Origin of the sequence: Serratia sp. (in: enterobacteria), from assembly GCF_051654945.1 — a bacterium.
Taxonomy (GTDB): domain Bacteria; phylum Pseudomonadota; class Gammaproteobacteria; order Enterobacterales; family Enterobacteriaceae; genus Chania.
This window is the reverse complement of the sequence record NZ_JBOFZA010000118.1, coordinates 92,338-118,848: the sequence shown is the minus strand read 5'-3', so window position 1 is coordinate 118,848 and position 26,511 is coordinate 92,338. Positions and strand designations below refer to the sequence as shown.

The following is a 26,511-nucleotide window of genomic DNA, read 5'->3' as shown; positions in this document are numbered from 1 at the left end:
ATGACAGGCTCAAAACAACACCGCCAGCCTTGGCTGACGGTGTGAAGAGCATTAAGCGGTCAGACGGGAAGCGTCTTGCGCGATGACCAATTCTTCGTTGGTCGGGATCACCAGTGCCAGGCGGCTGCCGTCTTTGGTGATGTTGCCTGATTTACCGAAGCGGGCAGCCAGGTTGCGTTCGTGGTCGATTTCAAAGCCCAGCAGGCCCAGTTTGTCCAGGGTCAGCTCACGTACCATCGCGGCGTTCTCACCGATACCACCGGTGAAGATCACGGCATCCAGACGGCCTTCCATCAGGGCGCTATAGGCACCGATGTACTTGGCCAGACGGTGGCAGAAGACGTCCATGGCGCGTTTGGCATCGGCCTTGGTTTCATAGTTGTCTTCAACGTAACGGCAGTCGCTGGTGACTTCGGTCAGACCCAGCAGGCCGGACTCTTTGGTCAGCATCTTGTTGATCTGGTCAACGCTCATGCCCATGGCATCATGCAGGTGGAAAATGATGGCTGGATCGATGTCACCACTACGGGTGCCCATGACCAGGCCTTCCAGTGGGGTCAGGCCCATGGAGGTGTCAACACACTTGCCGTTGCGTACTGCGGTTACGGAACCGCCGTTACCAAGGTGGCAGGTGATGATGTTAACTTCTTCAACCGGCTTGTTCAGCGCCTTGGCAGCTTCTTGCGTCACAAAGAAGTGGCTGGTGCCGTGTGCGCCGTAGCGGCGGACACCATGGTCGCGGTACAGGCTGTACGGCAGGGCATACAGGTAGGACTCTTCCGGCATGGTCTGGTGGAACGCGGTGTCGAACACGGCAACGTTTTTATCAGCCAGATTAGGGAAGGATTTCAACGCTTCGGCAATACCGATCAGGTGAGCCGGGTTATGCAGTGGTGCAAAAGGTACGGAATCTTTGATACCCTGCAGGACTTCGTCGTTGATGACGGCGGAGGCCGTGAACTTCTCGCCGCCGTGCACGATGCGGTGGCCGATAGCGGTCAACTGGGCGGAAAGCTCTGGTTTTTGTGCCAGAATAGTATTAACAATGAAGTTCAACGCTTCGCTGTGCGCTGCGCCGGCACCGAGTGCCGCTTCTTGTTTACCGCCATCCATTTTCCATTTGATACGGGCTTCAGGAAGATGGAAGCACTCGGCCAGGCCAGAGAGGTATTCTTCACCGTTGGCTGCATCGATGATAGCGAATTTCAGGGAAGAACTGCCGCAGTTAAGGACCAGTACTAGCTTACTCGACATGGAAGTACCTACTTATAGTTCGTGTTGGTATAAGGAAGACCCAAAAACACGTGGTGAATAAAACGTCAATCAGACATCAAGCGTAGCGCATAATGCCGTTGACATTTATGATTAACATCATGTCAGTGATACAAAGGACACAATGATGAAAAAACCGATGATTTCTCTGCGGTTTAAGCGATCCTGATTTTTACCGCTCCCTGGCCCCTCATCACCGCCAGCGGCGGAAATAGAGAGATAGGGCTAAAAGTTGACAAATCTTCTATCATCTTCTACCGGCACAAGGCCGGCTTAGGATACCGATAGCCCGACACAAACACAAAATAAATTTAAAGCTTCAACTTTTTTGTTAGTGTGTTTGCAAGAATATTTTATTTTTTATACGTGAAGTTGAGGTGCGCAATGACGAGCAGACCATCCGGTTCCGTAAGCTGGTTTCAGATATTCCAGCGCGGGCAGCATTACATGAAAACCTGGCCAGCAGACAAACGGTTGACGCCGCTTTTCCCTGAGAACCGCGTGTCGCGCGCTACCCGCTTTGCCGTTCGCTTTATGCCACCGCTGGCGATTTTTACCCTGACCTGGCAGATAGCGCTTGGCGGCCAGCTTGGCCCGGCGATTGCCACCGCGCTGTTTGCCTGCAGCCTGCCAATGCAGGGGTTGTGGTGGCTGGGCCGCCGTTCGGTGACGCCGTTGCCGCCAACCTTGCTGCAATGGTTCCATGAGGTACGCAACAAGCTGGCGGAGGCCGGGCAGGCGATTGCCCCCGTCGAAGGGACACCAACCTACCAGGCGCTGGCGGACGTGCTGAAACGTGCCTTCAAACAGTTGGACAAAACCTTCCTCGACGATCTCTAGCGTGATTCCCCTAACCCTCTCCCACAGGGAGAGGGGACCGAATGTGCCATAATTTAGCTCCTGTACATAAAGTCCTTGCCTGGATCATGTCTGGCAGCTGCTCACATTCAACGAATACCCCCTTTCAAATCAAAGAAAGGCGTAGTTGCTATTCCACGCCATAATCAACTCATGCGATGCTCTCGTTAATTTGAAGAAATGAGGACGATGAAATGGAAATGACTAACGCCCAGCGCCTGATCTTATCGAATCAATACAAGATGATGACCATGCTCGATCCGGACAATGCGGAGCGCTACCGCCGCTTGCAAACGATCATTGAGCGCGGTTTTGGTTTGCAAATGCGCGAGCTGGATCGAGATTTTGGTGAGATGAGCGAAGAAGTGTGCCGCACCATCATCAACATTATGGAAATGCATCATGCGCTTCAGGTGTCTTGGGAGAACCTCAAAGAGCGGCAGGGGCTGGAAGCACGCCGCCTGGCGTTTCTGGGCTTTGATGCCGCTACCGAAGCACGTTATCTGAGCTATGTGCGTTTCCTGGTTAGCACGGAAGGGCGGTATACTCATTTCGATTCTGGCAGCCACGGTTTTAATGCCCAAACCAAAATGTGGGAAAAATACCAGCGCATGCTGAGTATCTGGCTCTCCTGCCCACGCCAGTATCATCTGAGCGCCGTTGAGATTGCGCAAATCATCAATGCCTGATTAAACGTAGAGGGGTTTCCCGTGGAGTGTAAGGGTTTTCTGTTCGATCTTGATGGAACGTTAGTAGATTCATTACCGGTGGTAGAGCGAGCCTGGACGCATTGGGCAGAACGCCATGGCATCAGCCCGCAACAGGTGCTGGACTTTATCCACGGGAAACAGGCGATCACCTCGCTGCGCCACTTTATGCCGAATGCCTCCGAGGCGGAACTTCAGCATGAATTCACACTGCTTGAGCAGGTGGAAGCAGAGGATACCGACGGCGTCCACGCCCTGCCAGGTGCATTGGCCCTGTTGCAACGGATTAATGCGTTGGGGATACCTTGGGCGATCGTCACCTCGGGTTCCGTGCCGGTGGCCAGCGCACGTCGTATTGCCGGTGGTTTGCCGCTGCCTGAGGTGTTCATCACCTGTGAGCTGGTCAAACAGGGTAAGCCGCATCCGGATGCCTATCTGTTAGGGGCAAAAGGCCTTGGCTTGGCACCGCAGGATTGCGTCGTGGTAGAAGATGCGCCCGCCGGGATCCTTTCCGGCTTGGCTGCCGGTTGTCAGGTGATTGCGGTGAACGCGCCAGCAGATACACCGAAATTGGAGCAGGTCGATTTGATCCTTTCCTCTCTGGAACAGATCAAGATTGCCAAGACTGAGCAGGGCGCTGTTATCGAACTTATTGCTTAATCTGCACTTTCTTACCTCAATTTGATTAGACCCCGCATCGGCGGGGTTTTTTTGTGCTAATTTCTTAAGCCGGGATCACTGCAGAATGAGGCCGTCTTGAACAGCGAATTACTTTGGGTTTTGAGTTTACTGTTAATAGCCATTGTGCTGTTTACTACCAACAAACTACGCATGGATGTGGTGGCACTGTTGGTGATCATCGCGTTTGTGCTCAGTGGCACCCTGAGCCTGCAAGAGGCCACGGCCGGTTTCAGCGATCCCAACGTTATTTTGATTGCAGCCCTGTTCGTCATTGGCGAAGGGTTGGTGCGTACCGGGGTCGCCTATCAGGTTGGCGACTGGTTGGTGAGGGTAGCGGGAAGCAGCGAAACCAAAATGATGATGCTGCTGATGTTTACCGTCGCCGGGTTAGGGGCCTTTATGAGCTCGACCGGGGTGGTGGCCATCTTTATTCCGGTCGTGCTGAGCGTTGCGGTGCGGATGAAAATCTCCCCGGGGCGGTTGATGATGCCGCTGAGCTTTGCCGGTTTGATCAGCGGCATGATGACGCTGGTGGCTACGCCGCCGAATATGGTGGTCAACAGTGAACTGGTGCGTGAAGGCATCAATGGTTTCGGATTCTTTGGCGTGACGCCGATTGGCCTGGTGGTTTTGCTGTTGGGCGTAGGCTACATGCTGGTTGCCCGCCGTTGGCTCGGTGACAGCGGTGGCACCAAGACTAAATCGGCCTGGGAGCGCCGGACTTTTCGCGATTTGATCCGCGACTATAAACTCACCGGGCGGGCACGTCGTTTGGCGGTGCGCAGCGGTTCGCCATTGATTGGCCGTTCGTTGGATGAGCTGCATTTGCGCGCTCGTTACAGCGCCAACGTCATTGGCATCGAGCGCTGGAAACGTTTTCGCCGGGTGATGATCAGCGCTTTTGGCAGCACGGAGCTACGTGAGGGCGACGTACTGCTGATTGATATGACGGATTGCGATATCGATCTACGCCAGTTCTGTAGTGAGCAACTGCTCGAGCCGATGGTGTTGCGCGGGGAATATTTCTCCGAGCAGTCGCGCAACGTGGGCATGGCTGAAGTTTCGCTGATCCCGGAGTCGGCCCTGTTAGGCAAAAGCGTGCGCGATGTCACTTTCCGTAGTCGTTACGATCTCAACGTGGTCGGCATTCGTCGCAATGGTGAAACCCTGCAAGGCAAGCTGGTGGATGAACCACTGGGTCTGGGGGACATTCTGTTGGTGATCGGCGATTGGAAAGCGATCCGTCAGTTGCAGGCCAAAACCCATGACTTTATCGTCCTGAATCTGCCCGCGGAAGTGGACGAAGTGGCACCAGCCATCACCCAAGCCCCCCATGCGCTATTCTGCCTGGCACTGATGGTGGCGATGATGCTGACCGATGAGATCCCCAATCCGATCGCTGCGCTGATCGCTTGCCTGTTGATGGGGCGCTTTCGCTGCATCGATATGGAAAGTGCCTATAAGGCGATCCATTGGCCGAGCATCATACTGATTGTCGGTATGATGCCCTTTGCCCAGGCGTTACAGAAAACGGGCGGGGTAGACCTGATCGTCCGTGGCTTGATGGACGTTGCGGGTGATGCCGGACCACGTATCATGCTGGCCTGTCTGTTTGTCCTGTGTGCCACCATTGGGCTGTTTATCTCCAACACTGCCACGGCGGTATTGATGGCACCGATTGCCATCGCCGCTGCCCGTGAAATGGGGGTTTCGCCTTATCCGTTTGCCATGATTATCGCTATTGCCGCCTCAGCCGCCTTTATGACGCCGGTGTCATCTCCGGTCAATACGCTGGTGTTGGGGCCGGGGAACTACAAGTTTGGCGATTTTCTGAAAATCGGGGTGCCGTTTACCGTGCTGGTGATGATTGTCAGTGTGATCCTGGTGCCTTGGCTATATGCGTTTTAGCACCAGCCTCTGCTGCGGGAGTTGCATGAGAGGTGCTTGAGGATGCCAGGTGCTCAAGTACCTGGCTCTGTTATCAAAGCGGCGAATCGCTGCTGATTTCATCCAGCGAAAGGCTGAAGCTGGGAATAAACACCTGCATAAAGTAGTCCATTTCCGGGCTGTGACGCAGTTGTAGCGTCTTCTCGAGCCGTGCCTTGGCCAGTTTGAACTCGTTATTCCCTGCCGACAACTCCTCCAGACACTTCAGATAAGCGCATAGCGCATCGGCCTGTTTCACTATCAGCTTTTCGTCCTCGCTATGATGGTGCTCATCCAGGATCGAGCGGAAATCGTTTTGTAACTCTTCCGGCAGCATTTCCAACAGTTTTTGCTGGGCAATTTTCTCGATTTTCTTGTATTCGTGGGCAATCTGCGGGTTGTAATACTTGATGGGCGTGGGCATATCGCCGGTCAGCACTTCGCTGGCATCGTGATACATCGCTAACAACGCGACGCGCTCGGCATTCAGGTTACCGTTGAACTTGCGGTTTTTGATCGCCGCCAGTGCATGGGCGACAAAGGCAACCTGCAAGCTATGTTCAGAAACGTTTTCGGTACGCACATTGCGCATCAGCGGCCAGCGGCTGATCAGTTTCAAACGGGACAGGTGGGCAAAGAAGTGGCTCTGGCTCATGATGTTCTCTCTTTGGATCTGCAGGATCGCAGTATACGCGTCAGAGCCAATCAGAGAAATGGGCGCAGCGTGCTGCGCCCGGTAAAAACTATTGGTGGTAGGTTTCCAGGAAGCGGCCCAGCTTGCCCACCGCCATTTCCAATTCATCCACACGAGGCAGCGTAACGATACGGACGTGATCTGGGTAAGGCCAGTTGAACGCGCTGCCCTGTACCAGCAACACCTTCTCTTGCAACAGCAGATCCAACACCAGCTTCTGGTCATCGCGGATGTTAAAACGCTTGGCGTCGATACGAGGGAACATATAAAGCGCCCCTTGAGGTTTCACGCAGGAAACGCCAGGGATCTCGTTGAGCAGCTCCCAGGTGCGGTCACGTTGTTCATACAGGCGACCACCGGGTTGAATAAATTCACTAATGCTTTGGTAACCGCCCAGTGCCGTCTGGATCGCATGCTGCATCGGTACGTTGGCGCACAGACGCATGGAAGCCAACATCTCCAATCCTTCAATATAACCTTTGGCATGTTTCTTCGGCCCGTTGAGCACCATCCATCCCTGACGGAAACCGGCAACGCGATAGGTTTTGGACAAGCCGTTGAAGGTGACCGTCAGCAGGTCTGGGGCTAACGCGGCGATGGAGTGGTGTTGTGCCTCGTCGTACAGGATCTTGTCGTAGATTTCGTCGGCAAAGATGATCAGGTCATGCTGGCGGGCGATCTCGACGATCTGCTCCAGCAGCTCTTTGCTGTAAACCGCACCCGTCGGGTTATTCGGGTTGATGATGACGATGCCGCGGGTTCGTGGGGTGATTTTGCTGCGGATATCGTCCAGGTCCGGGAACCAGCCAGATTCTTCGTCGCACATATAGTGCACGGCCTTGCCGCTGGAAAGCGACACGGCGGCGGTCCACAGCGGATAGTCTGGCGCAGGCACCAGCATTTCATCCCCGATATTCAGCAGTGCCTGCATGGATTGCACGATTAGCTCAGACACGCCATTGCCAATGTAGATATCCTCCACGGTCACGTCACGCATGTTACGTGCCTGGTAGTGCTGCATGATCGCCTTGCGTGCCGAGTAAAGCCCTTTGGAGTCGCAGTAGCCCTGCGCCGTTGGCAGGTTGCGGATCACGTCGACCAGAATTTCATCGGGAGCATCAAAGCCGAACGGGGCAGGGTTGCCAATGTTCAGTTTGAGGACTTTATTGCCTTCTTCTTCAAGGCGTTTAGCTTCTTTGAGTACAGGGCCACGAATGTCATAACAGACGTTGTCCAGTTTGCTGGATTTCTCAATGGGGGACATAGAAAGTTGAGCCTTTTGCTAAGATAGGGCCGTTCCTACCGTGGAACACCGCAATGCGTCCAATGTACTCCTGGCAGCCCGCCTTTTGAAGGGTTATGCACTGCTTTGGTGAAATCGATCGGCAAAAATCGCTTTTTAAGATAATAACCATCTGTAAATATGTTTTTTTCAGTGTTTAAATCTGATTGGGTAAGTGTTTTAAGGTTTATCTATGGCGGGAAGTGTACGTAACCTAAGGCCTTTTTACCGGTTAGGTGTTAAAAGACGCAGTGTTTGGGCTCAGCAAGCACCGTGACCACATAAAAAGAACAATATGGGATTTATCTGGATTCTTGTCTGAACCGACAATATCACTCTGAGTTAGAGTAGAATTACATTAGACCCGCTTTAGTAATTAACTTAAATTTTATTTAACTAATCGCCAGCGCATTTTAATAGTGAAAAATCTTACTGTTTGAATTTATTAAATTCGCTAATGGATGATTCGCTGAATATTCGGCGGGTTGTTAATATTTTGTACAGAAAACAACAATGCTGGCGTGGTCTCTGGCGGGCAGGGATCGCGGTAACCGGGAGGAAAGGGCAGATTATGCCACGAGAGGATTATTAAATCTTATAAGGCTAAGCACTTTTCGTCGTAACTTTCACCACTATCAATAAGCCGTTACGATAGATCATGGATAAAAAGCGATGCAGATAACGAAATATAAGTAATTTTTTTGCCCTCTTCTAATGAGTGGGGTACTGTCATAAGTGACGCATGCCCTTTTTAGCTGCGTCTTAGAAATACACCAGGGTAGTTTGTAAATTAGAATTTAAAAAGTGAAGAAAACACTATGACAAGTGCAAATCGTCCGATACTTAATCTCGACCTCGATCTGCTAAGAACTTTTGTTGCTGTTGCTGATTTGAATACGTTTGCGGCGGCTGCCGTTGCCGTTTGTCGTACTCAGTCCGCCGTCAGTCAACAAATGCAGCGGTTAGAGCAATTGGTTGGCAAAGAGTTGTTCGCCCGTCATGGGCGCAATAAGTTGTTGACCGAACACGGTATCCAGCTTCTCGGCTACGCCAGGAAAATCCTGCGCTTTAACGACGAAGCCTGTGCCTCCTTGATGTACAACAATATCAACGGTGTGCTGACTATCGGTGCATCCGATGATACCGCCGATACCATTTTGCCTTTCTTGCTGAACCGCGTGACGTCGGTCTATCCCAAGTTGGCGATTGATGTGCGGGTGAAGCGAAGCCCGTTCATGATCGACATGCTGAAGAACGGCGAAGTGGATCTGGCCATCACCACCGTGGATACCGAAGGGCATCCGCACATCGTGCTGCGCACCTCACCGACGCTGTGGTACTGCTCGGCGGATTACCATTATCAGGCGGGGGAACCGATCCCTCTGGTGGTGATGGATGAGCCAAGCCCGTTCCGCTCGATGGCGATCAAGCACCTTGATGCTGCGGGTATTCCTTGGCGTATTGCCTACGTGGCCTCTTCGCTGTCTGCGGTGCGTGCTGCGTGCCGGGCAGGTTTGGGGATCACCGCACGGCCAATCGAGATGATGAGCCCAGACCTGCGGGTTCTGGGTACGGCAGAAGGCTTGCCGCATCTTCCTGATACCCAGTATGCGCTGTGCAAAGACATGAAGTGTGAGAATGAACTGGCCATGGCGATCTTCAGTGCCGTACAAAATGGCAGTGAGATTTATCACTTCGGTGGCGGCGAATCTTCGGTAGTCGAACAAGGGCCTAGCCTGGCAGATAGCGAAGAGTAGCCTTTTACCCTAAGCTAGTCGTAATGAACGTTGCAAACCTCCGCCAAGGCGGAGGTTTTTTTTAGCCCAAATAAAGGGAAAATGCCTCTTTTGCCCGCTTGAGCGGGAATCAGATGCTAAAGGGGTATTTTTCTATGACTCATCAGAGGTAGACCCGGAATTCTCTTAGGTTGTTCGTTTTTTATTCACTGATAACAATGAGTAAATACCTGGAGTCGGTAGGGTTATTTTGCTATTTTACGTTGGCTCTTTTTTTCTGAAATTTGACAAAAATTGTTAAACTGCCACACTTTTTTTGAGGTTTTCTGTCTGAAACGTGTCCTGGATCAAAAAAATACCCCTAGGTAGTGAGTGGAACAACAGGGAATTCCTGAGAGAATGGTATAGTAAAAGTGAAATGGGCACCTTGGTTTATATCTATCTGTTTCTGTTGAGCAAACAACTGACACGATTTAGCCTAAGCCAAGCGCATCATATGTTAATTAAATGCTTCGTATGTAAATTAGTGTGTAGATACTTTTGTCAAAGTTGACAGAAGGTTATAGAAAGGAGTAAAAAGCCCACAGTAAAACACTGCCTAACTCTCTGTAAAAGCAGCTTGTTTGTGTGGTTATTTATCCTTCCCTTAAATCGATGTGGTGCACTAACTGCCAGTTACAAGAGCAGAGCGATCGACGCCACTTTTGATGAGTAAGCATAGAGTATGTCAACAACCATTGAAGTCATCGCTCATCACTGGGCGTTCGCCGTATTTCTTATCATGGCTATCGGGCTCTGCGGCTTCATGCTGCTGGGTGCGTTCTTCTTGGGTGGGAGAGCCCAGGCTCGCGCCAAAAACACCCCTTATGAATCCGGGGTCGACTCGGTGGGTACGGCGCGTCTGCGTCTGTCCGCCAAGTTCTACCTGGTTGCCATGTTCTTCGTCATTTTCGATGTTGAAGCCTTATACCTGTACGCCTGGTCGGTCTCGATTCGTGAGAGCGGTTGGGTAGGCTTTATCGAAGCCGCCATTTTCATTTTGGTGTTATTGGCTGGTTTGGTTTATCTGGTGCGTATCGGCGCATTGGATTGGACTCCGACGCGCTCCAAGCGTTTGAGTAAGCCAACTATCATCAAGAACGCTAGCAACAGTCATCCGCAGTAACAGCGAGGCATTAAGATGGACTATACGCTCACCCGCATAGACCCGAACGGTGAGAACGACCGTTATCCCCTGCAAAAACAGGAGATCGTTGGCGATCCCCTTGAGCAGCAGGTTCACCGTACGGTTTACATGGGTAAACTCGAACATGCTTTGCATGACATGGTGAACTGGGGGCGTAAAAACTCTCTTTGGCCGTACAACTTCGGCCTTTCGTGCTGTTATGTGGAAATGGTGACCTCGTTTACCGCCGTTCACGACGTGGCGCGTTTTGGTGCGGAAGTTCTGCGTGCCTCCCCACGCCAGGCCGACTTTATGGTCGTTGCCGGCACCTGCTTTACCAAGATGGCCCCGGTCATTCAGCGCCTGTACGAGCAGATGCTGGAACCCAAGTGGGTGATCTCGATGGGCTCCTGCGCCAACTCCGGCGGCATGTACGATATTTACTCAGTGGTCCAGGGCGTGGATAAATTCCTGCCGGTCGACGTGTATATCCCAGGCTGTCCACCGCGCCCGGAAGCTTACATGCAGGCACTGCTGCTGCTGCAGGAATCCATTGGCAAAGAACGTCGCCCGCTGTCGTGGGTCGTTGGCGATCAGGGCGTATACCGCGCCAATATGCCATCAGAAAAAGAACGTAAGCACGCCGAGCGTATTGCGGTAACCAACCTTCGGTCGCCTGACGAGATTTAAGACGTTCATTTAACGTCCATCTTAGTGCGCTATTGGTTAACACAGCGAAAAGTTGAACTTGCGGCGAAATAACCCTTTAGTGTGGTGAAAAAAATTATGACAGATTTAACGACGCACGAAGCTCTGCCTGCTTGGCATACCCGGGATCATTTAGATGATCCGGTGATCGGCGAACTGCGCAACCGTTTTGGGCCGGAAGCCTTTACTGTTCAGCCAACCCGTACCGGAATGCCCGTGGTATGGGTCAAGGTTGAGCAGCTGCTGGAAGTAATGACGTTTTTAAGAAAACAACCGAAGCCTTACGTGATGCTGTTCGACCTGCATGGCATGGACGAGCGCCTTCGTACTCACCGTGAAGGCTTGCCTGCTGCGGATTTCTCTGTTTTCTACCATCTGATCTCTGTCGAACGTAACCGCGACATCATGCTGAAAGTGGCGCTGTCTGAAAAAGACCTGCACGTGCCCACAGTGACCAAGATTTTCCCGAATGCCAACTGGTATGAGCGGGAAACCTGGGAAATGTTCGGTATTACCTTCGACGGCCACCCGCATCTGACGCGCATCATGATGCCGCAGAGCTGGGAAGGTCATCCACTGCGTAAAGACTACCCGGCACGCGCCACCGAATTCGATCCCTTTGTGTTGACCAAACAGAAAGAAGATCTGGAGATGGAGTCGCTGAAGTTCAAGCCGGAAGAGTGGGGCATGAAGCGCGGCACCGAGAACGAGGACTTCATGTTCCTCAACCTCGGCCCGAACCACCCGTCTTCACACGGTGCGTTCCGTATCATTCTGCAACTGGACGGTGAAGATATCGTCGACTGTGTGCCAGACGTGGGTTACCACCACCGTGGCGCAGAGAAGATGGGCGAACGCCAGTCCTGGCACAGCTTTATTCCGTATACCGACCGTATCGAGTATCTCGGCGGCTGCGTAAACGAAATGCCTTACGTACTGGCAGTGGAAAAACTGGCCGGCATCGTCGTGCCGGATCGCGTCAACACCATCCGCGTCATGCTGTCTGAGCTGTTCCGTATCAACAGCCACCTGCTGTACATCAGTACCTTTATCCAGGACGTGGGCGCCATGACCCCGGTGTTCTTCGCCTTTACCGACCGTCAGAAAGTTTATGATGTCGTTGAAGCGATTACCGGCTTCCGTATGCACCCGGCCTGGTTCCGTATTGGTGGCGTGGCGCACGACCTGCCGCGTGGCTGGGATCGCCTGCTGCGTGATTTCCTGGACTGGATGCCGAAGCGTCTCGACTCCTATGTGAAAGCTGCACTGCAGAACACCGTTCTGAAAGGGCGTTCTATTGGCGTGGCGTCTTACAACGCAAAAGAAGCGTTGGAATGGGGTGTCACCGGTGCTGGGCTGCGTGCCACCGGCGTTGAGTTTGACGTGCGTAAATGGCGTCCATACTCCGGCTATGAAAACTTCGATTTCGAAGTGCCGGTCGGCGACGGCAACAGCGACTGCTATACCCGCGTGATGCTGAAAGTGGAAGAGCTGCGCCAAAGCCTGCGCATTCTTGAGCAGTGCCTGAACAACATGCCGGAAGGCCCGTTCAAGGCCGATCACCCGCTGACGACTCCGCCACCGAAAGAGCGCACGCTGCAACATATTGAAACGCTGATCACCCACTTCCTGCAGGTTTCCTGGGGCCCGGTGATGCCAGCCAACGAATCATTCCAGATGGTTGAAGCCACGAAAGGGATCAACAGCTACTACCTGACCAGCGATGGCAGCACCATGAGCTATCGCACCAGGATACGTACGCCGAGCTATGCTCACCTGCAGCAAATCCCTGCGGTGATCCGTGGCAGCCTGGTCTCTGACCTGATCGTCTATCTGGGTAGTATCGATTTTGTAATGTCAGATGTGGACCGCTAACTATGCATGATCTTAAAGACACTCACGTGAGTCACGATGCGCTTGAGGCCACCAATGCAGCCGCTCCCCAGAGCGGCGCTGATGCATTTGTGCTGAGTGCGGAAGAGCGTGATGCGATCGAGCACGAAAAGCACCATTACGAGGATCCACGCGCCGCCTCCATTGAAGCACTGAAGATCGTGCAGAAGCAGCGTGGTTGGGTTCCGGATGGGGCGATTTATGCCATCGCTGAAGTGCTGGGCATCCCAGCCAGCGACGTAGAAGGCGTGGCCACGTTCTACAGCCAGATTTTCCGCCAGCCGGTAGGCCGCCATGTGATCCGTTACTGTGACAGCGTGGTTTGTCACATCAACGGCTACCAGGGCATTCAGGCCGCGCTGGAAAACAAGCTCAACATCAAGCCGGGTCAGACTACCTTCGACGGTCGTTTTACCCTGTTGCCAACCTGCTGCCTGGGTAACTGTGACAAAGGCCCGAACATGATGATCGATGACGATACTCATGCTCACCTGACGCCAGAAAACGCGGTCGAACTGTTGGAGCGGTATAAATGATGATTGATATCAAACGTACTGCCGAAATGCACCCGCTGACCTGGCGCCTGCGCGAGGACCAACAGCCGGTCTGGCTGGATGAATATCGCAGCAAAAACGGTTATCAGGGCGCGGAAAAAGCGCTGAAAGGCATGGCCGCCGACGACATCGTCACCCTGGTGAAAGACGCCGGGCTGAAGGGCCGTGGTGGTGCAGGTTTCTCCACCGGTTTGAAGTGGAGCCTGATGCCGAAAGACGAGTCCATGAACATCCGTTACCTGCTGTGTAACGCCGATGAAATGGAGCCGGGCACCTATAAAGACCGTCTGCTGATGGAGCAACTGCCGCACCTGCTGGTGGAAGGCATGCTGATCTCGGCATTTGCGCTGAAAGCCTATCGCGGTTACATCTTCCTGCGTGGCGAATATATCGAGGCCGCAGTTCACCTGCGCCGTGCGATTGCCGAAGCGACAGAAGCGGGCCTGCTGGGTAAAAATATCATGGGCAGCGGCTTTGACTTCGAGCTGATCGTCCACACCGGCGCTGGCCGCTACATCTGTGGTGAAGAAACGGCGCTGATCAACTCGCTGGAAGGCCGCCGTGCCAACCCGCGCTCCAAGCCGCCATTCCCTGCCTCCGTGGGCGTATGGGGCAAGCCGACCTGCGTGAACAACGTAGAGACACTGTGTAACGTGCCTGCCATCCTTGAGCATGGTGTGGACTGGTACAAAGGGATCTCCGCCGGTAAGAGTAACGACGCCGGTACCAAACTGATGGGCTTCTCCGGCCGGGTGAAAAACCCAGGCGTCTGGGAGTTGCCGTTTGGCACCACCGCTCGTGAAATCCTGGAAGACTACGCCGGTGGCATGCGCGATGGCCTGAAATTTAAAGCCTGGCAGCCGGGCGGGGCGGGTACCGACTTCCTGACCGCCGACCACCTGGATCTGCCTATGGACTTCGAAAGCATCGGCAAAGCGGGCAGCCGTTTAGGTACGGCGCTGGCGATGGCGGTGGATCACGAGATCGGCATGGTTCCCCTGGTGCGTAACCTGGAAGAGTTCTTTGCCCGCGAGTCCTGTGGCTGGTGTACACCGTGCCGTGACGGCTTGCCGTGGAGCGTGAAGATCCTGCGTGCTTTGGAAAAAGGCGAAGGCCAGCCGGGGGATATCGAAACCCTCGAGCAGCTGTGCCGCTCCCTTGGCCCAGGTAAAACCTTCTGCGCCCATGCGCCAGGTGCCGTAGAGCCACTGCAAAGCGCGATTAAATATTTCCGTGAAGAGTTTGAAGCCGGGATTGCCCCACAGTATTTGGGCAACCTCCAGGCGATTGGCGGCATTCAGCCAAACAACTTGTTGAAGCAGCGCTGGTAATTTCGCGTTGCCTGGGCGCGGTGAGCGCGCCCCGAAACACGGCCAGAATTTTTGATTAACGCCTGCCTTATGGGTAGGCCACTTGGAAGCATGCTGACTATGGCTACGATTCATGTAGACGGCAAAGAATACGACGTAGATGGAGCCGACAACCTGTTGCAGGCGTGTCTGTCCCTCGGCCTCGATATTCCTTACTTTTGCTGGCATCCGGCGCTTGGAAGCGTCGGCGCTTGCCGCCAATGTGCGGTAAAGCAATACCAAAACGCGGACGATACGCGTGGCCGTTTGGTGATGTCCTGTATGACACCGGCCTCCGATGGAACCTTTATTTCCATCGATGACGCCGAAGCCAAACAGTTCCGCGAGAGCGTGGTCGAGTGGTTGATGACCAACCACCCGCACGACTGTCCGGTATGTGAAGAAGGCGGTAACTGTCACCTGCAAGATATGACAGTAATGACCGGCCACAGCTTCCGTAAATATCGCTTCAGTAAGCGCACCCACAACAACCAGGAACTGGGGCCATTTATCTCGCACGAGATGAACCGCTGCATCGCCTGCTACCGTTGTGTGCGTTACTACAAAGACTACGCGGATGGCACCGATTTCGGTGTCTACGGCGCGCACGACAACGTCTATTTCGGTCGTCCGGAAAGCGGCACGCTGGAAAGCGAGTTCTCCGGTAACCTGGTAGAAGTGTGCCCAACCGGCGTATTCACCGACAAGACCCACTCCGAGCGCTACAACCGTAAATGGGACATGCAGTTTGCCCCGAGCATCTGCCAACAGTGCAGTATCGGTTGTAACACCAGCCCGGGTGAGCGCTATGGCGAACTGCGCCGTATCGAAAACCGTTACAACGGCAGCGTAAACCACTACTTCCTGTGTGACCGCGGCCGCTTTGGTTATGGCTATGTGAATCAGAAAGATCGCCCTCGTCAGCCGCAGCAACTGCGTGGCAACGACTGGATCACCCTGAACGCCGAACAGGCGATGCAAGGTGCGGCAGATATTCTGCGTCAGGCCAACAAAACCATCGGTATTGGTTCACCGCGCGCCAGCCTGGAAAGCAACTTTGCGTTGCGTGAACTGGTCGGTGCCGAGAACTTCTACACCGGTATCAATCAGGCTGAACAACAACGCCTGGAGCTGATGCTCAACGTGTTGAAAAACAGCGGCGTGTATACGCCTAACCTGCGCGAAATCGAAAGCTACGACGCGGTGTTGGTACTGGGTGAAGATTTGACCCAAACCGGCGCTCGTATTGCGCTGTCGGTACGTCAGGCTGTGAAAGGTAAAGCTCGTGCGATGGCTGCGGCCCACCGCGTTGCCGACTGGCAGATCGCGGCGGTGCAAACCATCGGTCAACACGCCAAACACCCGCTGTTCGTCACCAACGTCGATAACACCCGTCTGGACGACATCGCCGCCTGGAACTACCGTGCACCGGTCGATGAGCAAGCCCGTTTAGGCTTCGCCATAGCCCACGCGCTGGATGATTCTGCTCCGGCGGTGAGCGATCTGGCCGAAGACCTGAACAAGAAAATCGACGTCATCGTGCAGGCGCTGGCCGGTGCGCAGAAGCCACTGATCGTGACCGGCAGCAATGCGGGCAGTACAGCTATCATTGAAGCTGCGGCCAATATTGCCAAGGCACTGAAAGGCCGCGGTGCCAACGTGGGTATCACCTTCGTTGCAGCCGCTGCCAACAGCATGGGCCTGGCGATGATCGGCGGTGGTTCACTTGATGAAGCACTGGTGCAACTGGAAAGCGGCGCTGCCGATACTGCCATCGTGATGGAGAACGATCTCTATCGTCACGCTCCGGCAGCTAAAGTGGATGCTGCGTTGGCCAAGGTCAGTAACCTGATCGTTGCCGACCATCAGCGCACCACCATCATGGATAAAGCCAACCTGATCCTGTCTGCGGCCAGTTTCGCAGAGAGCGATGGGACGCTTGTCAGCCAGGAAGGCCGCGCACAGCGCTTCTTCCAGGTCTATGACCCGGCTTATTACGATGATGCCAAGAAAAATATCTACAGCGTGATGCTGGAAAGCTGGCGTTGGATGCACTCGCTGCACTCCACCTATACCAGCCGTCAGGTCGACTGGACCCAACTCGATGACGTGATTGCCGCTTGCGTGAGCGCATTGCCGCAGTTGCAAGGTATTGTCGAGGCGGCGCCAGATGCGACCTTCCGCATCCGTGGTCAGAAACTGGCTCGTTCACCGCACCGCTACAGTGGCCGCACCGCGATGCGTGCCGATATCAGCGTGCATGAACCGCGTCAGCCGCAGGATAAAGACACCATGTTCGCCTTCTCGATGGAAGGGAACAACAGCCCGCTGGCCGATCGTCAGCAGATCCCATTCGCCTGGGCTCCAGGTTGGAACTCACCGCAGGCATGGAACAAGTTCCAGGCCGAAGTGGGTGGCAAACTGCGCCATGGCGATCCGGGTATCCGTCTGATCGAAGCAGGGGAGGGTAGCCTCGGTTACTTCACCACTATCCCTGCGGCGTTTAAAGCCGAAGGCTGGCGTGTTGCTCCGTATTACCATCTGTTCGGCAGTGACGAAATGTCGCAGCGCTCAGACGTGATCCAGCAGCGCATGCCGCAGGCTTATGTGATGGTCAACGTTGCCGACGCCGCACAGCTTGGCGTTAACGCCGGTGCCTGGGTCGAGTTCAGCTGTGCTGGCCAGACCTTGCGTTTGCCGGTACGCCTGAGTGAAACCCTGAGCCAAGGCCAGGTTGGTTTGCCGCTCGGCTTGCCAGGGATCCCGCCGGTACTGGTGGGTGCGAAGGTTGAAAATCTGCGGGAGGCGGCACTATGAGCTGGTTTACACCTGAGGTGATCGACATCCTGATCGCCGTGTTGAAAGCGGTGGTGATCCTGCTGGTAGTCGTCACCTGCGGGGCGTTTATGAGCTTCGGCGAACGCCGTCTGCTGGGCCTGTTCCAGAACCGTTACGGACCAAACCGTGTCGGCTGGGGCGGTTCGCTGCAGCTGGTCGCCGACATGATCAAAATGTTCTTCAAGGAAGACTGGGTTCCGACCTTCGCCGACCGCATGATCTTTACGCTGGCCCCGGTGATCGCCTTTACCTCACTGCTGTTGGCCTTTGCCATCGTGCCGGTCAGCCCGACCTGGTCGGTGGCCGATCTTAACATCGGTATTCTGTTCTTCCTGATGATGGCTGGCCTGGCGGTGTATGCCGTCCTGTTCGCCGGCTGGTCCAGTAACAACAAATACTCGCTGTTAGGGGCGATGCGTGCTTCGGCACAAACCCTGAGCTACGAAGTGTTCCTCGGCCTGTCCGTGCTGGGCGTGGTGGCGCAAGCCGACTCGTTCAACATGCAGGCGATTGTTGAATCACAGGAACACATCTGGAACGTCATTCCGCAATTCTTTGGTTTCATTACCTTTGCGATTGCCGGTGTCGCGGTATGTCACCGCCATCCGTTTGACCAACCGGAAGCCGAGCAGGAACTGGCTGACGGTTACCACATTGAATATTCCGGTATGAAATTCGGTCTGTTCTTCGTGGGGGAATACATCGGTATCGTCACCGTGTCCGCCCTGATTGTGACGTTGTTCTTCGGCGGTTGGCAGGGTCCATTCCTGCCGCCATTCATCTGGTTCGCGCTGAAAACGGCCTTCTTCATGGTGATGTTCATTCTGATCCGTGCTTCGTTGCCGCGTCCGCGTTATGACCAGGTGATGTCATTCGGCTGGAAAATTTGCCTGCCGTTGACGCTGCTGAACCTGCTGGCAACCGCCGCGGTCATTTTGTACAACGCTCAATAAGGGGTGAATAAACCATGACATTGAAAGAGTTAGTGGTTGGTTTCGGCACCCAGGTGCGCAGCCTTTGGATGATTGGCCTGCACGCCTTCGCCAAACGCGAAACCCAGATGTACCCGGAAGAACCGGTTTACCTGCCGCCGCGCTACCGTGGCCGCATCGTGCTGACGCGCGATCCGGACGGTGAAGAGCGCTGCGTAGCCTGTAACCTGTGTGCGGTTGCCTGCCCGGTTGGCTGTATTTCCCTGCAAAAAGCAGAGCAGAAAGATGGCCGCTGGTATCCGGAATTTTTCCGCATCAACTTCTCACGCTGCATTTTCTGCGGTCTGTGCGAAGAGGCTTGCCCAACTACCGCCATCCAGCTGACGCCGGATTTCGAAATGGGTGAGTTCAAGCGCCAGGATCTGGTGTACGAAAAAGAAGATCTGTTGATCTCGGGGCCGGGTAAATATCCGGAATATAACTTCTACCGGATGGCCGGTATGGCGATTGACGGCAAAGCTAAAGGCGAAGCCGAAAACGAAGCCAAACCGATCGACGTCAAAGGTCTGTTGCCTTAAGGAGCCAGCAAGCATGGAAATTGCCTTTTACTTGGCAGGATTCATTGCGATAGTCGCGACTATTCGCGTCATCTCGCATACCAATCCTGTGCATGCGCTGCTGTATCTGATCGTCTCTCTACTGGCGATCTCGGCAGTCTTTTTCTCACTGGGTGCCTACTTTGCGGGCGCTCTGGAAATCATCGTCTACGCCGGTGCCATTATGGTGCTGTTCGTGTTCGTGGTCATGATGCTCAACCTCGGCAACGCGGTGCAGCAACAGGAACGCGATTGGCTGAAACCGGCCGTCTGGATTGGCCCAGGTTTGCTGTCACTGGCTCTGCTGGTGGTACTGATCGTGGCGATCCGCAGCGTATCTGACCAGGGCATCACCGGTGAGATGGTGGACGCCAAAGCGGTCGGGATCAGCCTGTTTGGTCCTTACGTACTGGCGGTTGAGCTGGCTTCAATGCTGCTGTTGGCGGGCCTGGTCGTGGCCTTCCACATTGGCCGTGAGCACAAACCGGGTGAAGTGTTCAGCAATACCCCGCCAAGCAGCGAAATGGCGAAAAGAAAATCGGAGGACCAAGCATGATCCCTCTTCAACATGGGCTGATCCTGGCGGCGATCCTGTTCGTCTTGGGGCTGACCGGCTTGATTTTACGCCGTAACCTGCTGTTTATGCTGATCAGTCTGGAAGTGATGATCAACGCTGCGGCGTTGGCGTTTATCGTGGCGGGCAGTTACTGGGGCCAGACCGACGGGCAGGTGATGTACATCCTGGCAATCAGTCTGGCGGCAGCGGAGGCCAGTATCGGTCTGGCGTTACTGCTGCAACTCTACCGTCGTCGTCATACCCTGGATATCGACACTGTCAGTGAGATGCGCGGATGAACCTATTATATTTAACTATTCTGCTACCGCTGATCGGGTTCCTGCTGTTGGCATTTTCCCGTGGCCGCTGGTCTGAAAATACTGCGGCTACCGTTGGCGTTGGGTCGATTGGCCTGGCGGCGGTGGTCACGGCGTATGTGGCGATCGATTTTATCAGTCAAAAAGCCGCTGGCGTGCAGCTGTACGAGCAAAGCCTGTGGAACTGGATGGCCGTTGGTGACTTCAACATCGGCGTCACCCTTGTATTGGACGGCCTGTCGCTGACCATGCTGTCGGTGGTGACTGGCGTTGGCTTCCTGATCCATATGTACGCTTCCTGGTACATGCGCGGTGAAGAAGGCTATTCCCGCTTCTTCGCTTACACCAACCTGTTTATCGCCAGCATGGTGGTATTGGTACTGGCAGACAACCTGCTGCTGATGTACCTGGGCTGGGAAGGCGTGGGCCTGTGCAGCTACCTGTTGATCGGTTTCTACTACAAAGATCCGGCCAACGGCGCGGCGGCAATGAAAGCCTTCATCGTTACCCGCGTAGGCGACGTGTTCCTGGCGATTGCGCTGTTCATTCTGTACCACGAGCTGGGTACGCTGAACATCCGTGAACTGATGGTGCTGGCACCGCAGAAACTGGCGGTTGGCGACACGGCCTTGACCTGGGCAACCCTGATGTTACTGGGTGGCGCGGTAGGTAAATCGGCTCAACTGCCATTGCAAACCTGGCTGGCAGATGCGATGGCGGGCCCAACCCCAGTATCTGCATTGATCCACGCAGCCACCATGGTGACCGCGGGTGTCTACCTGATTGCCCGTATGCATGGCCTGTTCCTGATGACGCCGGAAGTGCTGAATCTGGTCGGTATCATTGGTGGCGTTACGCTGCTGCTGGCGGGCTTTGCCGCGCTGGTGCAGACCGACATCAAACGCGTGCTTGCCTACTCCACCATGAGCCAGATTGGTTACATGTTCCTGGCGCTGGGCGTGCAGGCATGGGATGCGGCCATCTTCCACCTGATGACCCACGCGTTCTTCAAGGCGCTGCTGTTCCTGTCCTCCGGTTCGGTGATCCTGGCCTGTCATCATGAGCAGAACATCTTCAAGATGGGTGGCCTGCGCAAGAGCATTCCGCTGGTGTATGTGTGCTTCCTGGTGGGGGGCGCGGCGCTGTCTGCTCTGCCTATCATCACCGCAGGCTTCTTCAGTAAGGATGAAATCCTGGCGGGCGCCATGGCGAACGGCCACTTCAACCTGATGATTGCCGGTCTGATTGGCGCATTTATGACTTCACTGTATACCTTCCGCATGATCTTCATCGTGTTCCACGGCGAAGAGAAAATCAAAGCTCATGCCGGCAAAGGTATTACTCACAACCTGCCACTGCTGGTTCTGATGGTGCTGTCCACCTTCGTCGGCGCGATGATTGTGCCGCCGTTGCAGGGTGTACTGCCTGAAACGACTGAACTGGCACACGGCAGCGTTCTGACGTTGGAGATCGCCTCTGGCGTGGTCGCTATCGTCGGGATCCTGCTGGCGGCTGCGCTGTGGCTGGGCCAACGTCGCCTGGTAAACAGCATCGCGAACAGCGCTCCGGGTCGTTTCTTCTCGACCTGGTGGTTCCATGCCTGGGGCTTCGATTGGCTGTATGACAAAGTGTTCGTCAAGCCTTACCTGGGCATTGCCAAGCTGCTGCAAAGCGATCCGCTGAACTCGCTGATGAACCTGCCAGCCGTGTTCTCCCGCTTGGGGAACCGTGGTCTGGCGGTGGGTGAGAACGGTCAGATCCGCTGGTATATCGCGTCTATGGGTGTGGGTGCAGTGGTCGTACTGGCTCTGTTGATTCTGGTTTAACTGAATAATTTAAACAGACGCATTTTGGGTTCGGCCCTTGGCGAACAAGGGCCCGATACAAGTTTTTTAGATTATTCATATAAGGGACACAAAACGCCATGCTATTACCTTGGCTAATTCTTATCCCCTTTATCGGCGGTCTGCTGTGCTGGCAGTGCGAGCGTTTCGGTACTAAGGTGCCGCGCTGGATAGCGTTGATCGCAATGGGGCTGACGTTGGCGCTTTCTCTGCAACTGTGGTTGCAGGGCGGCTATTCGTTGATCAAACCACTGGGCATGCCACAGTGGCAGTCTGAGTTTATGCTGCCGTGGATCCCACGTTTTGGCATCAGTTTCCACCTGGCGCTGGACGGTTTGTCACTGCTGATGGTGGTGCTGACCGGATTCCTGGGCGTGTTGGCGATCCTCTGTTCCTGGCGTGAAATCCAGAAGTATCAGGGCTTCTTCCACCTGAACCTGCTGTGGATCCTGGGCGGTGTGATCGGCGTGTTCCTGGCCATCGACCTGTTCTTGTTCTTCTTCTTCTGGGAAATGATGCTGGTGCCGATGTACTTCCTGATCGCCTTGTGGGGTCATAAAGCATCGGACGGTAAAACCCGTATCACCGCAGCAACCAAGTTCTTCATCTATACCCAGGCCAGCGGTCTGGTGATGCTGATTGCGATCCTTGGCCTGGTGTTTGTGCACTACAATGCGACCGGCGTGTGGACCTTCAACTACGAAGATCTGCTGAAAACCCCGATGTCGCACAACGTTGAATATCTGTTGATGCTGGGCTTCTTCATCGCTTTCGCGGTGAAAATGCCGGTGGTGCCATTGCACGGCTGGTTGCCGGATGCGCACAGCCAGGCACCAACGGCGGGTTCTGTCGACCTGGCGGGGATCTTGCTGAAGACGGCGGCCTACGGCCTGCTGCGTTTCAGCCTGCCGCTGTTCCCGAACGCGTCCGCCGAGTTTGCCCCGATCGCCATGTGGCTGGGTGTGATTGGTATCTTCTACGGTGCCTGGATGGCGTTCGCACAGACCGATATCAAACGTCTGATTGCCTACACCTCGGTTTCCCATATGGGCTTCGTGCTGATCGCTATCTACACCGGTAGCCAGTTGGCTTACCAGGGTGCAGTGATCCAGATGATCGCTCACGGCTTGTCTGCCGCAGGTATGTTCATCATCTGTGGCCAACTGTACGAACGTCTGCATACCCGCGATATGCGTCAGATGGGCGGCCTGTGGGGACGTATCAAGTTCATTCCTGCGCTGTCGTTGTTCTTTGCGGTAGCGACCCTGGGGATGCCGGGTACCGGTAACTTTGTGGGTGAATTCATGATCCTGTTCGGCAGCTTCCAGGTTGTGCCAGTGATCACCGTGATTTCTACCTTCGGTCTGGTGTTTGCTTCGGTTTACTCGTTGATCATGATGCAGCGTGCCTACTACGGTGCGCCAAAATCTGACCAACCGTTGCCAGGCATGACCGCACGTGAACTGTTTATCATTCTGCTGTTGGTGGTACTGCTGGTGCTGCTGGGTGTGTATCCTCAGCCAATCCTCGATACCTCAAGTGCGGCAATGAGCAACGTGCAACACTGGTTTGCTCCGGCAGTTTCAGCAATTTCAACAACAAGGCCGTAATTCGCCATGACAATAACTCCTCAACAACTGATCGCACTGTTACCGCTGTTGATCGTCGGATTGACGGTGGTGGTTGTGATGCTGTGCATTGCGTGGCGACGCGACCACTTTATCAACGCCACCCTGACAGTGATCGGTCTTAACCTGGCGCTGCTTTCACTCTACTTTGTTGGCCAGGTAGGCCCAATGGACGTCACTCCGCTGGTGCGGGTTGACGGTTACTCGATGTTCTATTCCGGGCTGGTGCTGCTGGCGAGTCTGGCAACCTGTACCTTCGCCTATCCTTGGCTGGTGGGTTACCCGGATAACCGCGAAGAGTTCTACCTGCTGGTGCTGATTGCCGCCATGGGTGGCCTGCTGCTGGCGAGTGCCAACCACCTGGCTTCACTGTTCCTGGGTATTGAGCTGATCTCGCTGCCGCTGTTTGGTCTGGTGGGCTATGCCTATCGCCAGAAGCGTTCGCTGGAAGCGGCCATCAAGTACATGGTGCTGTCTGCGGCGGCCTCCAGCTTCCTGCTGTTCGGCATGGCGCTGCTGTACGCCGAATCCGGTGACCTGTCACTGGCCGGTCTGGGTAAAAGCATGCAGGAGCACCTGGTGCATCAGCCGCTGATCCTGGCAGGCATGGGTATGATGATTGTCGGTCTGGGCTTCAAACTCTCTCTGGTACCTTTCCAGCTGTGGACGCCGGATGTGTATCAAGGGGCGCCTGCGCCGGTCTCAACCTTCCTGGCTACCGCCAGCAAGATTGCGATCTTCGCGGTGGTTATGCGTCTGTTCCTGTACGCACCGGCTGCCGATAACGAAGCGTTGCGGATGGTGTTGTCGATCATCGCCGTCTGCTCGATCCTGTTCGGTAACCTGATGGCGCTCAGCCAGACCAACATCAAGCGACTGCTGGGTTACTCCTCTATCGCTCACCTGGGTTATCTGCTGGTGGCGCTGGTTGCGGTGCAAACCCATCAGCTGTCACTGGAAACCGCCGGGGTCTATCTGGCCGGTTACCTGTTCAGCAGCCTGGGTGCCTTCGGTGTGGTTAGCCTGATGTCCAGCCCGTACCGTGGCCCGGATGCCGATTCGCTGTTCTCTTACCGTGGTCTGTTCTGGCACAAGCCAATCCTGTCTGCGGTGATGACGGTGATGATGCTTTCCCTGGCCGGTATCCCGATGACGCTGGGCTTTATCGGTAAGTTCTTCGTGATTGCGATGGGCGTCAGTGCCCACCTGTGGTGGTTGACCGGTGCCGTGGTGCTGGGTAGTGCGATCGGTTTGTACTACTATCTGCGTGTGACCGTCAGCCTGTTCCTCAGTGCGCCGGAAACCCTGGTTCGCGATACGCCAAACAACTGGGCGTTGACCGCCGGTGGTGTGGTGGTGCTGATCTCTGCCGCGTTGGTGCTGTTGCTGGGTATCTACCCGCAACCGTTGATCACGCTGGTGCAGATGGCGCAGCCGATGTTCTGATCGATCTCGAGCTAGACAACAAGGGTCGCCAGATGGCGGCCCTTTTTATTGTGCACAGAAAACCTCCAGCTAGGCTGGAGGTTCCGTAAAGCTTTCAGCTTTACGCCAGTTATAAAAACCCCTTTTGAGTAATGCGGTCAGTTAAGGTTGGCGGTTTCCCCTCACCCCAGCCCTCTCCCGATGTAAAGGCAGAGATTTCATTAGCACTGGGCCGGGGAGAGGGGGCTAGTCCTGCGTCGGAATCAGGGGCAGAGGTAATAGGTAGCAGGATTGGTGTCGAGGACGAGCACGGTAATCAAATTGTGGCACGTTCGGTCTCCTCGCCCTGTGGGAGAGGGTTAGGGTGAGGGGCTCCACGGCTATTATTTTGAGCATACTTGAGACTTATTACCTAGGGGCACCGCATGCTGCGCCCATTAGATCGCAACCTTATTTTTAGTCAGCGACTCATATTTCTGGTAAATGCTGGTATTCTTGCTGGGTACCGCTACGTCAGCGTATTTGCAGCCCGGGCGGGCCGCATTCTGGGGAAATCATGGTTGCATTATGGATGGTTGCTGCCAGCGTGTTTTTCGCGCTGATGGGGGCCTGCATCAAACTGGCTTCGACCAAGGTCGGCTTCTTCGATATCGTTTTTTACCGTTCATTAATCAACGTGGTGATTGTAGCGGCGCTGATCCAGCTTAAAAACATAGGCTTTCGCACCCAACATCTTGGCCTGCACATGAAGCGTGCTGCCATTGGCAATGCGGCCATGTATTGTGGTTTCTATGCGTTAATCCACCTGCCTATCGCCACCGCCACGACGCTGGGTTATACCAACCCGATATTCCAGTCGGTGATCACCTTCGTTACGGCCAGAGGTCAACTGACCGGCAAGCTGCTGTTCTCGGTACTGTTAGGCTTTGTCGGCATCCTGATCATGTTGCGCCCAGACGTGCCGCACGGGGAATATACCGCTACCTTGATCGGACTGCTCTCGGGTCTGTTGACCGCGCTGGCCTATTTCAACGTCGGTAAGCTGGTGCGAACCGGAGAGCCGGAGTTGCGCGTGGTATTCTACTTCTCATTGGTCGGCACTCTGTTTGGTTTGCTGATGACGGCAATGATAGGATTTGCCGCGCTGGATGCCACCAGCTTGCTGTACGTTTGCGCCATCGGCGTATTCGGCAGCCTGGGGCAGATCACCATGACCCGTGCCTATGGTGGCGGCAACGCGGTCACCGTCGGTATTCTGTCCTACAGCACGATTATTTTCTCCACGCTGCTCGGTTACCTGATCTTTGCCCAGACTTTATCCTTTATCGCTGCGGTGGGCATGGTGCTGATTATTCTTTCTGGCGGGCTGGCCATATCACGCCGTCGTGGACCGGCCAAAACGGCGGAAACGGCTTCGGTGTGACTTTGCTGCCGGTAACCGCCCGTTAGCGTGGGTTGGTGAAAAAATGCGCCAATATTGTGATTAATATCACATAATTATGATTTCATAACGTTAAATTGCACTGATGATGTGATTTTTATCACATATT

22 protein-coding genes are annotated in these 26,511 nt (G+C 54.7%); 19 read left to right on the top strand and 3 right to left on the bottom strand.

Translation table 11 applies throughout. The features are described from left to right. Nucleotides 1-51: 51 nt before the first annotated feature. Nucleotides 52-1,254, bottom strand: a complete 1,203-nt coding sequence (gene ackA / locus ACRDCA_RS25880) for an acetate kinase (protein WP_438692070.1) — start codon at nucleotides 1,252-1,254, stop codon at nucleotides 52-54. Nucleotides 1,255-1,656: 402 nt separating this feature from the next. Between ackA and yfbV the strand changes: the two genes are divergently transcribed. From yfbV to ACRDCA_RS25860, 4 genes are all read left to right on the top strand, one after another. Further along, nucleotides 1,657-2,112, top strand: coding sequence for a terminus macrodomain insulation protein YfbV (yfbV, locus tag ACRDCA_RS25875; protein WP_438692069.1), 456 nt, complete (start codon nucleotides 1,657-1,659; stop codon nucleotides 2,110-2,112). 212 nt (nucleotides 2,113-2,324) lie between these two features. Further along, entirely contained in the window at nucleotides 2,325-2,819 is a 495-nt protein-coding gene (locus ACRDCA_RS25870; RefSeq protein WP_025122797.1) for a YfbU family protein, read from the top strand. A gap of 21 nt (nucleotides 2,820-2,840) precedes the next feature. Continuing rightward, nucleotides 2,841-3,497 carry a sugar phosphatase gene (locus tag ACRDCA_RS25865; protein ID WP_438692068.1) on the top strand — a complete coding sequence of 219 codons (657 nt, stop codon included), beginning with the start codon at nucleotides 2,841-2,843 and terminating at the stop codon, nucleotides 3,495-3,497. 96 nt (nucleotides 3,498-3,593) lie between these two features. Next, on the top strand, nucleotides 3,594-5,426 hold the full coding sequence (locus ACRDCA_RS25860; protein ID WP_438692067.1) for an SLC13 family permease: 1,833 nt from the start codon (nucleotides 3,594-3,596) through the stop codon (nucleotides 5,424-5,426). Between the two features lie 73 nt (nucleotides 5,427-5,499). Here ACRDCA_RS25860 and yfbR read toward each other — a convergent pair whose 3' ends face one another. Continuing rightward, nucleotides 5,500-6,099 (bottom strand): 5'-deoxynucleotidase, encoded by a 600-nt coding sequence (yfbR, locus tag ACRDCA_RS25855; RefSeq protein WP_025122801.1) that lies wholly within the window; start codon nucleotides 6,097-6,099, stop codon nucleotides 5,500-5,502. Nucleotides 6,100-6,187: 88 nt separating this feature from the next. Continuing rightward, nucleotides 6,188-7,402, bottom strand: a complete 1,215-nt coding sequence (locus tag ACRDCA_RS25850; RefSeq protein WP_025122802.1) for a pyridoxal phosphate-dependent aminotransferase — start codon at nucleotides 7,400-7,402, stop codon at nucleotides 6,188-6,190. Nucleotides 7,403-8,238: 836 nt separating this feature from the next. Between ACRDCA_RS25850 and lrhA the strand changes: the two genes are divergently transcribed. The 15 genes from lrhA to ACRDCA_RS25775 all read left to right on the top strand — a co-directional run bounded on the left by lrhA (nucleotide 8,239) and on the right by ACRDCA_RS25775 (nucleotide 26,384). Further along, the gene (lrhA, locus tag ACRDCA_RS25845; protein ID WP_438692066.1) at nucleotides 8,239-9,177 is read left to right on the top strand and encodes a transcriptional regulator LrhA; all 939 of its coding nucleotides are present in this window, start codon (nucleotides 8,239-8,241) and stop codon (nucleotides 9,175-9,177) included. A gap of 703 nt (nucleotides 9,178-9,880) precedes the next feature. Beyond that, complete coding sequence (locus tag ACRDCA_RS25840) at nucleotides 9,881-10,321, top strand: NADH-quinone oxidoreductase subunit A (protein ID WP_021178526.1); 441 nt, start codon at nucleotides 9,881-9,883, stop codon at nucleotides 10,319-10,321. A 15-nt stretch (nucleotides 10,322-10,336) separates the two neighbouring features. Next, nucleotides 10,337-11,011 carry a NuoB/complex I 20 kDa subunit family protein gene (locus ACRDCA_RS25835; RefSeq protein WP_021178525.1) on the top strand — a complete coding sequence of 225 codons (675 nt, stop codon included), beginning with the start codon at nucleotides 10,337-10,339 and terminating at the stop codon, nucleotides 11,009-11,011. 96 nt (nucleotides 11,012-11,107) lie between these two features. After that, on the top strand, nucleotides 11,108-12,904 hold the full coding sequence (gene nuoC / locus ACRDCA_RS25830; protein WP_438692065.1) for an NADH-quinone oxidoreductase subunit C/D: 1,797 nt from the start codon (nucleotides 11,108-11,110) through the stop codon (nucleotides 12,902-12,904). A 2-nt stretch (nucleotides 12,905-12,906) separates the two neighbouring features. After that, nucleotides 12,907-13,458 (top strand): NADH-quinone oxidoreductase subunit NuoE, encoded by a 552-nt coding sequence (nuoE, locus tag ACRDCA_RS25825; RefSeq protein WP_438692064.1) that lies wholly within the window; start codon nucleotides 12,907-12,909, stop codon nucleotides 13,456-13,458. Beyond that, entirely contained in the window at nucleotides 13,455-14,807 is a 1,353-nt protein-coding gene (gene nuoF / locus ACRDCA_RS25820) for an NADH-quinone oxidoreductase subunit NuoF (protein ID WP_438692063.1), read from the top strand. Before nuoE ends, nuoF begins: the two co-directional genes overlap by 4 nt. Before the next feature lie 99 nt (nucleotides 14,808-14,906). Further along, complete coding sequence (nuoG, locus tag ACRDCA_RS25815; protein WP_438692062.1) at nucleotides 14,907-17,642, top strand: NADH-quinone oxidoreductase subunit NuoG; 2,736 nt, start codon at nucleotides 14,907-14,909, stop codon at nucleotides 17,640-17,642. Next, nucleotides 17,639-18,616: an NADH-quinone oxidoreductase subunit NuoH gene (gene nuoH, locus ACRDCA_RS25810; protein ID WP_025122808.1), complete on the top strand. Its 978-nt coding sequence runs from the start codon at nucleotides 17,639-17,641 to the stop codon at nucleotides 18,614-18,616. The genes nuoG and nuoH overlap by 4 nt, the downstream gene beginning before the upstream one ends. A 14-nt stretch (nucleotides 18,617-18,630) precedes the next feature. Then, nucleotides 18,631-19,173: an NADH-quinone oxidoreductase subunit NuoI gene (gene nuoI / locus ACRDCA_RS25805; RefSeq protein ID WP_021178518.1), complete on the top strand. Its 543-nt coding sequence runs from the start codon at nucleotides 18,631-18,633 to the stop codon at nucleotides 19,171-19,173. Between the two features lie 13 nt (nucleotides 19,174-19,186). Beyond that, nucleotides 19,187-19,747 carry an NADH-quinone oxidoreductase subunit J gene (gene nuoJ, locus ACRDCA_RS25800; protein WP_025122809.1) on the top strand — a complete coding sequence of 187 codons (561 nt, stop codon included), beginning with the start codon at nucleotides 19,187-19,189 and terminating at the stop codon, nucleotides 19,745-19,747. Then, nucleotides 19,744-20,046: an NADH-quinone oxidoreductase subunit NuoK gene (gene nuoK / locus ACRDCA_RS25795; RefSeq protein WP_025122810.1), complete on the top strand. Its 303-nt coding sequence runs from the start codon at nucleotides 19,744-19,746 to the stop codon at nucleotides 20,044-20,046. Before nuoJ ends, nuoK begins: the two co-directional genes overlap by 4 nt. After that, entirely contained in the window at nucleotides 20,043-21,890 is a 1,848-nt protein-coding gene (gene nuoL, locus ACRDCA_RS25790) for an NADH-quinone oxidoreductase subunit L (protein ID WP_438692061.1), read from the top strand. The genes nuoK and nuoL overlap by 4 nt, the downstream gene beginning before the upstream one ends. 98 nt (nucleotides 21,891-21,988) lie before the next feature. Further along, nucleotides 21,989-23,518 carry an NADH-quinone oxidoreductase subunit M gene (nuoM, locus tag ACRDCA_RS25785; RefSeq protein ID WP_438692060.1) on the top strand — a complete coding sequence of 510 codons (1,530 nt, stop codon included), beginning with the start codon at nucleotides 21,989-21,991 and terminating at the stop codon, nucleotides 23,516-23,518. A gap of 6 nt (nucleotides 23,519-23,524) precedes the next feature. Next, a complete protein-coding gene (nuoN, locus tag ACRDCA_RS25780; protein ID WP_438692059.1) occupies nucleotides 23,525-24,982 on the top strand; it encodes an NADH-quinone oxidoreductase subunit NuoN in 1,458 nt (485 codons plus the stop codon). A gap of 535 nt (nucleotides 24,983-25,517) precedes the next feature. Continuing rightward, the gene (locus ACRDCA_RS25775) at nucleotides 25,518-26,384 is read left to right on the top strand and encodes a DMT family transporter (protein ID WP_438692058.1); all 867 of its coding nucleotides are present in this window, start codon (nucleotides 25,518-25,520) and stop codon (nucleotides 26,382-26,384) included. Nucleotides 26,385-26,511 lie beyond the last annotated feature (127 nt).

Excerpts from the sequence above, each read along its gene's own strand:
- ackA (WP_438692070.1), bottom strand. The coding sequence starts at position 1,254 with ATGTCGAGTAAGCTAGTACTGGTCCTTAACTGCGGCAGTTCTTCCCTG.
- yfbV (WP_438692069.1), top strand. The coding sequence starts at position 1,657 with ATGACGAGCAGACCATCCGGTTCCGTAAGCTGGTTTCAGATATTCCAG.
- ACRDCA_RS25870 (WP_025122797.1), top strand. The coding sequence starts at position 2,325 with ATGGAAATGACTAACGCCCAGCGCCTGATCTTATCGAATCAATACAAG.
- yfbR (WP_025122801.1), bottom strand. The coding sequence starts at position 6,099 with ATGAGCCAGAGCCACTTCTTTGCCCACCTGTCCCGTTTGAAACTGATC.
- ACRDCA_RS25850 (WP_025122802.1), bottom strand. The coding sequence starts at position 7,402 with ATGTCCCCCATTGAGAAATCCAGCAAACTGGACAACGTCTGTTATGAC.
- lrhA (WP_438692066.1), top strand. The coding sequence starts at position 8,239 with ATGACAAGTGCAAATCGTCCGATACTTAATCTCGACCTCGATCTGCTA.
- ACRDCA_RS25840 (WP_021178526.1), top strand. The coding sequence starts at position 9,881 with ATGTCAACAACCATTGAAGTCATCGCTCATCACTGGGCGTTCGCCGTA.
- ACRDCA_RS25835 (WP_021178525.1), top strand. The coding sequence starts at position 10,337 with ATGGACTATACGCTCACCCGCATAGACCCGAACGGTGAGAACGACCGT.
- nuoC (WP_438692065.1), top strand. The coding sequence starts at position 11,108 with ATGACAGATTTAACGACGCACGAAGCTCTGCCTGCTTGGCATACCCGG.
- nuoE (WP_438692064.1), top strand. The coding sequence starts at position 12,907 with ATGCATGATCTTAAAGACACTCACGTGAGTCACGATGCGCTTGAGGCC.
- nuoF (WP_438692063.1), top strand. The coding sequence starts at position 13,455 with ATGATGATTGATATCAAACGTACTGCCGAAATGCACCCGCTGACCTGG.
- nuoG (WP_438692062.1), top strand. The coding sequence starts at position 14,907 with ATGGCTACGATTCATGTAGACGGCAAAGAATACGACGTAGATGGAGCC.
- nuoH (WP_025122808.1), top strand. The coding sequence starts at position 17,639 with ATGAGCTGGTTTACACCTGAGGTGATCGACATCCTGATCGCCGTGTTG.
- nuoI (WP_021178518.1), top strand. The coding sequence starts at position 18,631 with ATGACATTGAAAGAGTTAGTGGTTGGTTTCGGCACCCAGGTGCGCAGC.
- nuoJ (WP_025122809.1), top strand. The coding sequence starts at position 19,187 with ATGGAAATTGCCTTTTACTTGGCAGGATTCATTGCGATAGTCGCGACT.
- nuoK (WP_025122810.1), top strand. The coding sequence starts at position 19,744 with ATGATCCCTCTTCAACATGGGCTGATCCTGGCGGCGATCCTGTTCGTC.
- nuoL (WP_438692061.1), top strand. The coding sequence starts at position 20,043 with ATGAACCTATTATATTTAACTATTCTGCTACCGCTGATCGGGTTCCTG.
- nuoM (WP_438692060.1), top strand. The coding sequence starts at position 21,989 with ATGCTATTACCTTGGCTAATTCTTATCCCCTTTATCGGCGGTCTGCTG.
- nuoN (WP_438692059.1), top strand. The coding sequence starts at position 23,525 with ATGACAATAACTCCTCAACAACTGATCGCACTGTTACCGCTGTTGATC.
- ACRDCA_RS25775 (WP_438692058.1), top strand. The coding sequence starts at position 25,518 with ATGGTTGCATTATGGATGGTTGCTGCCAGCGTGTTTTTCGCGCTGATG.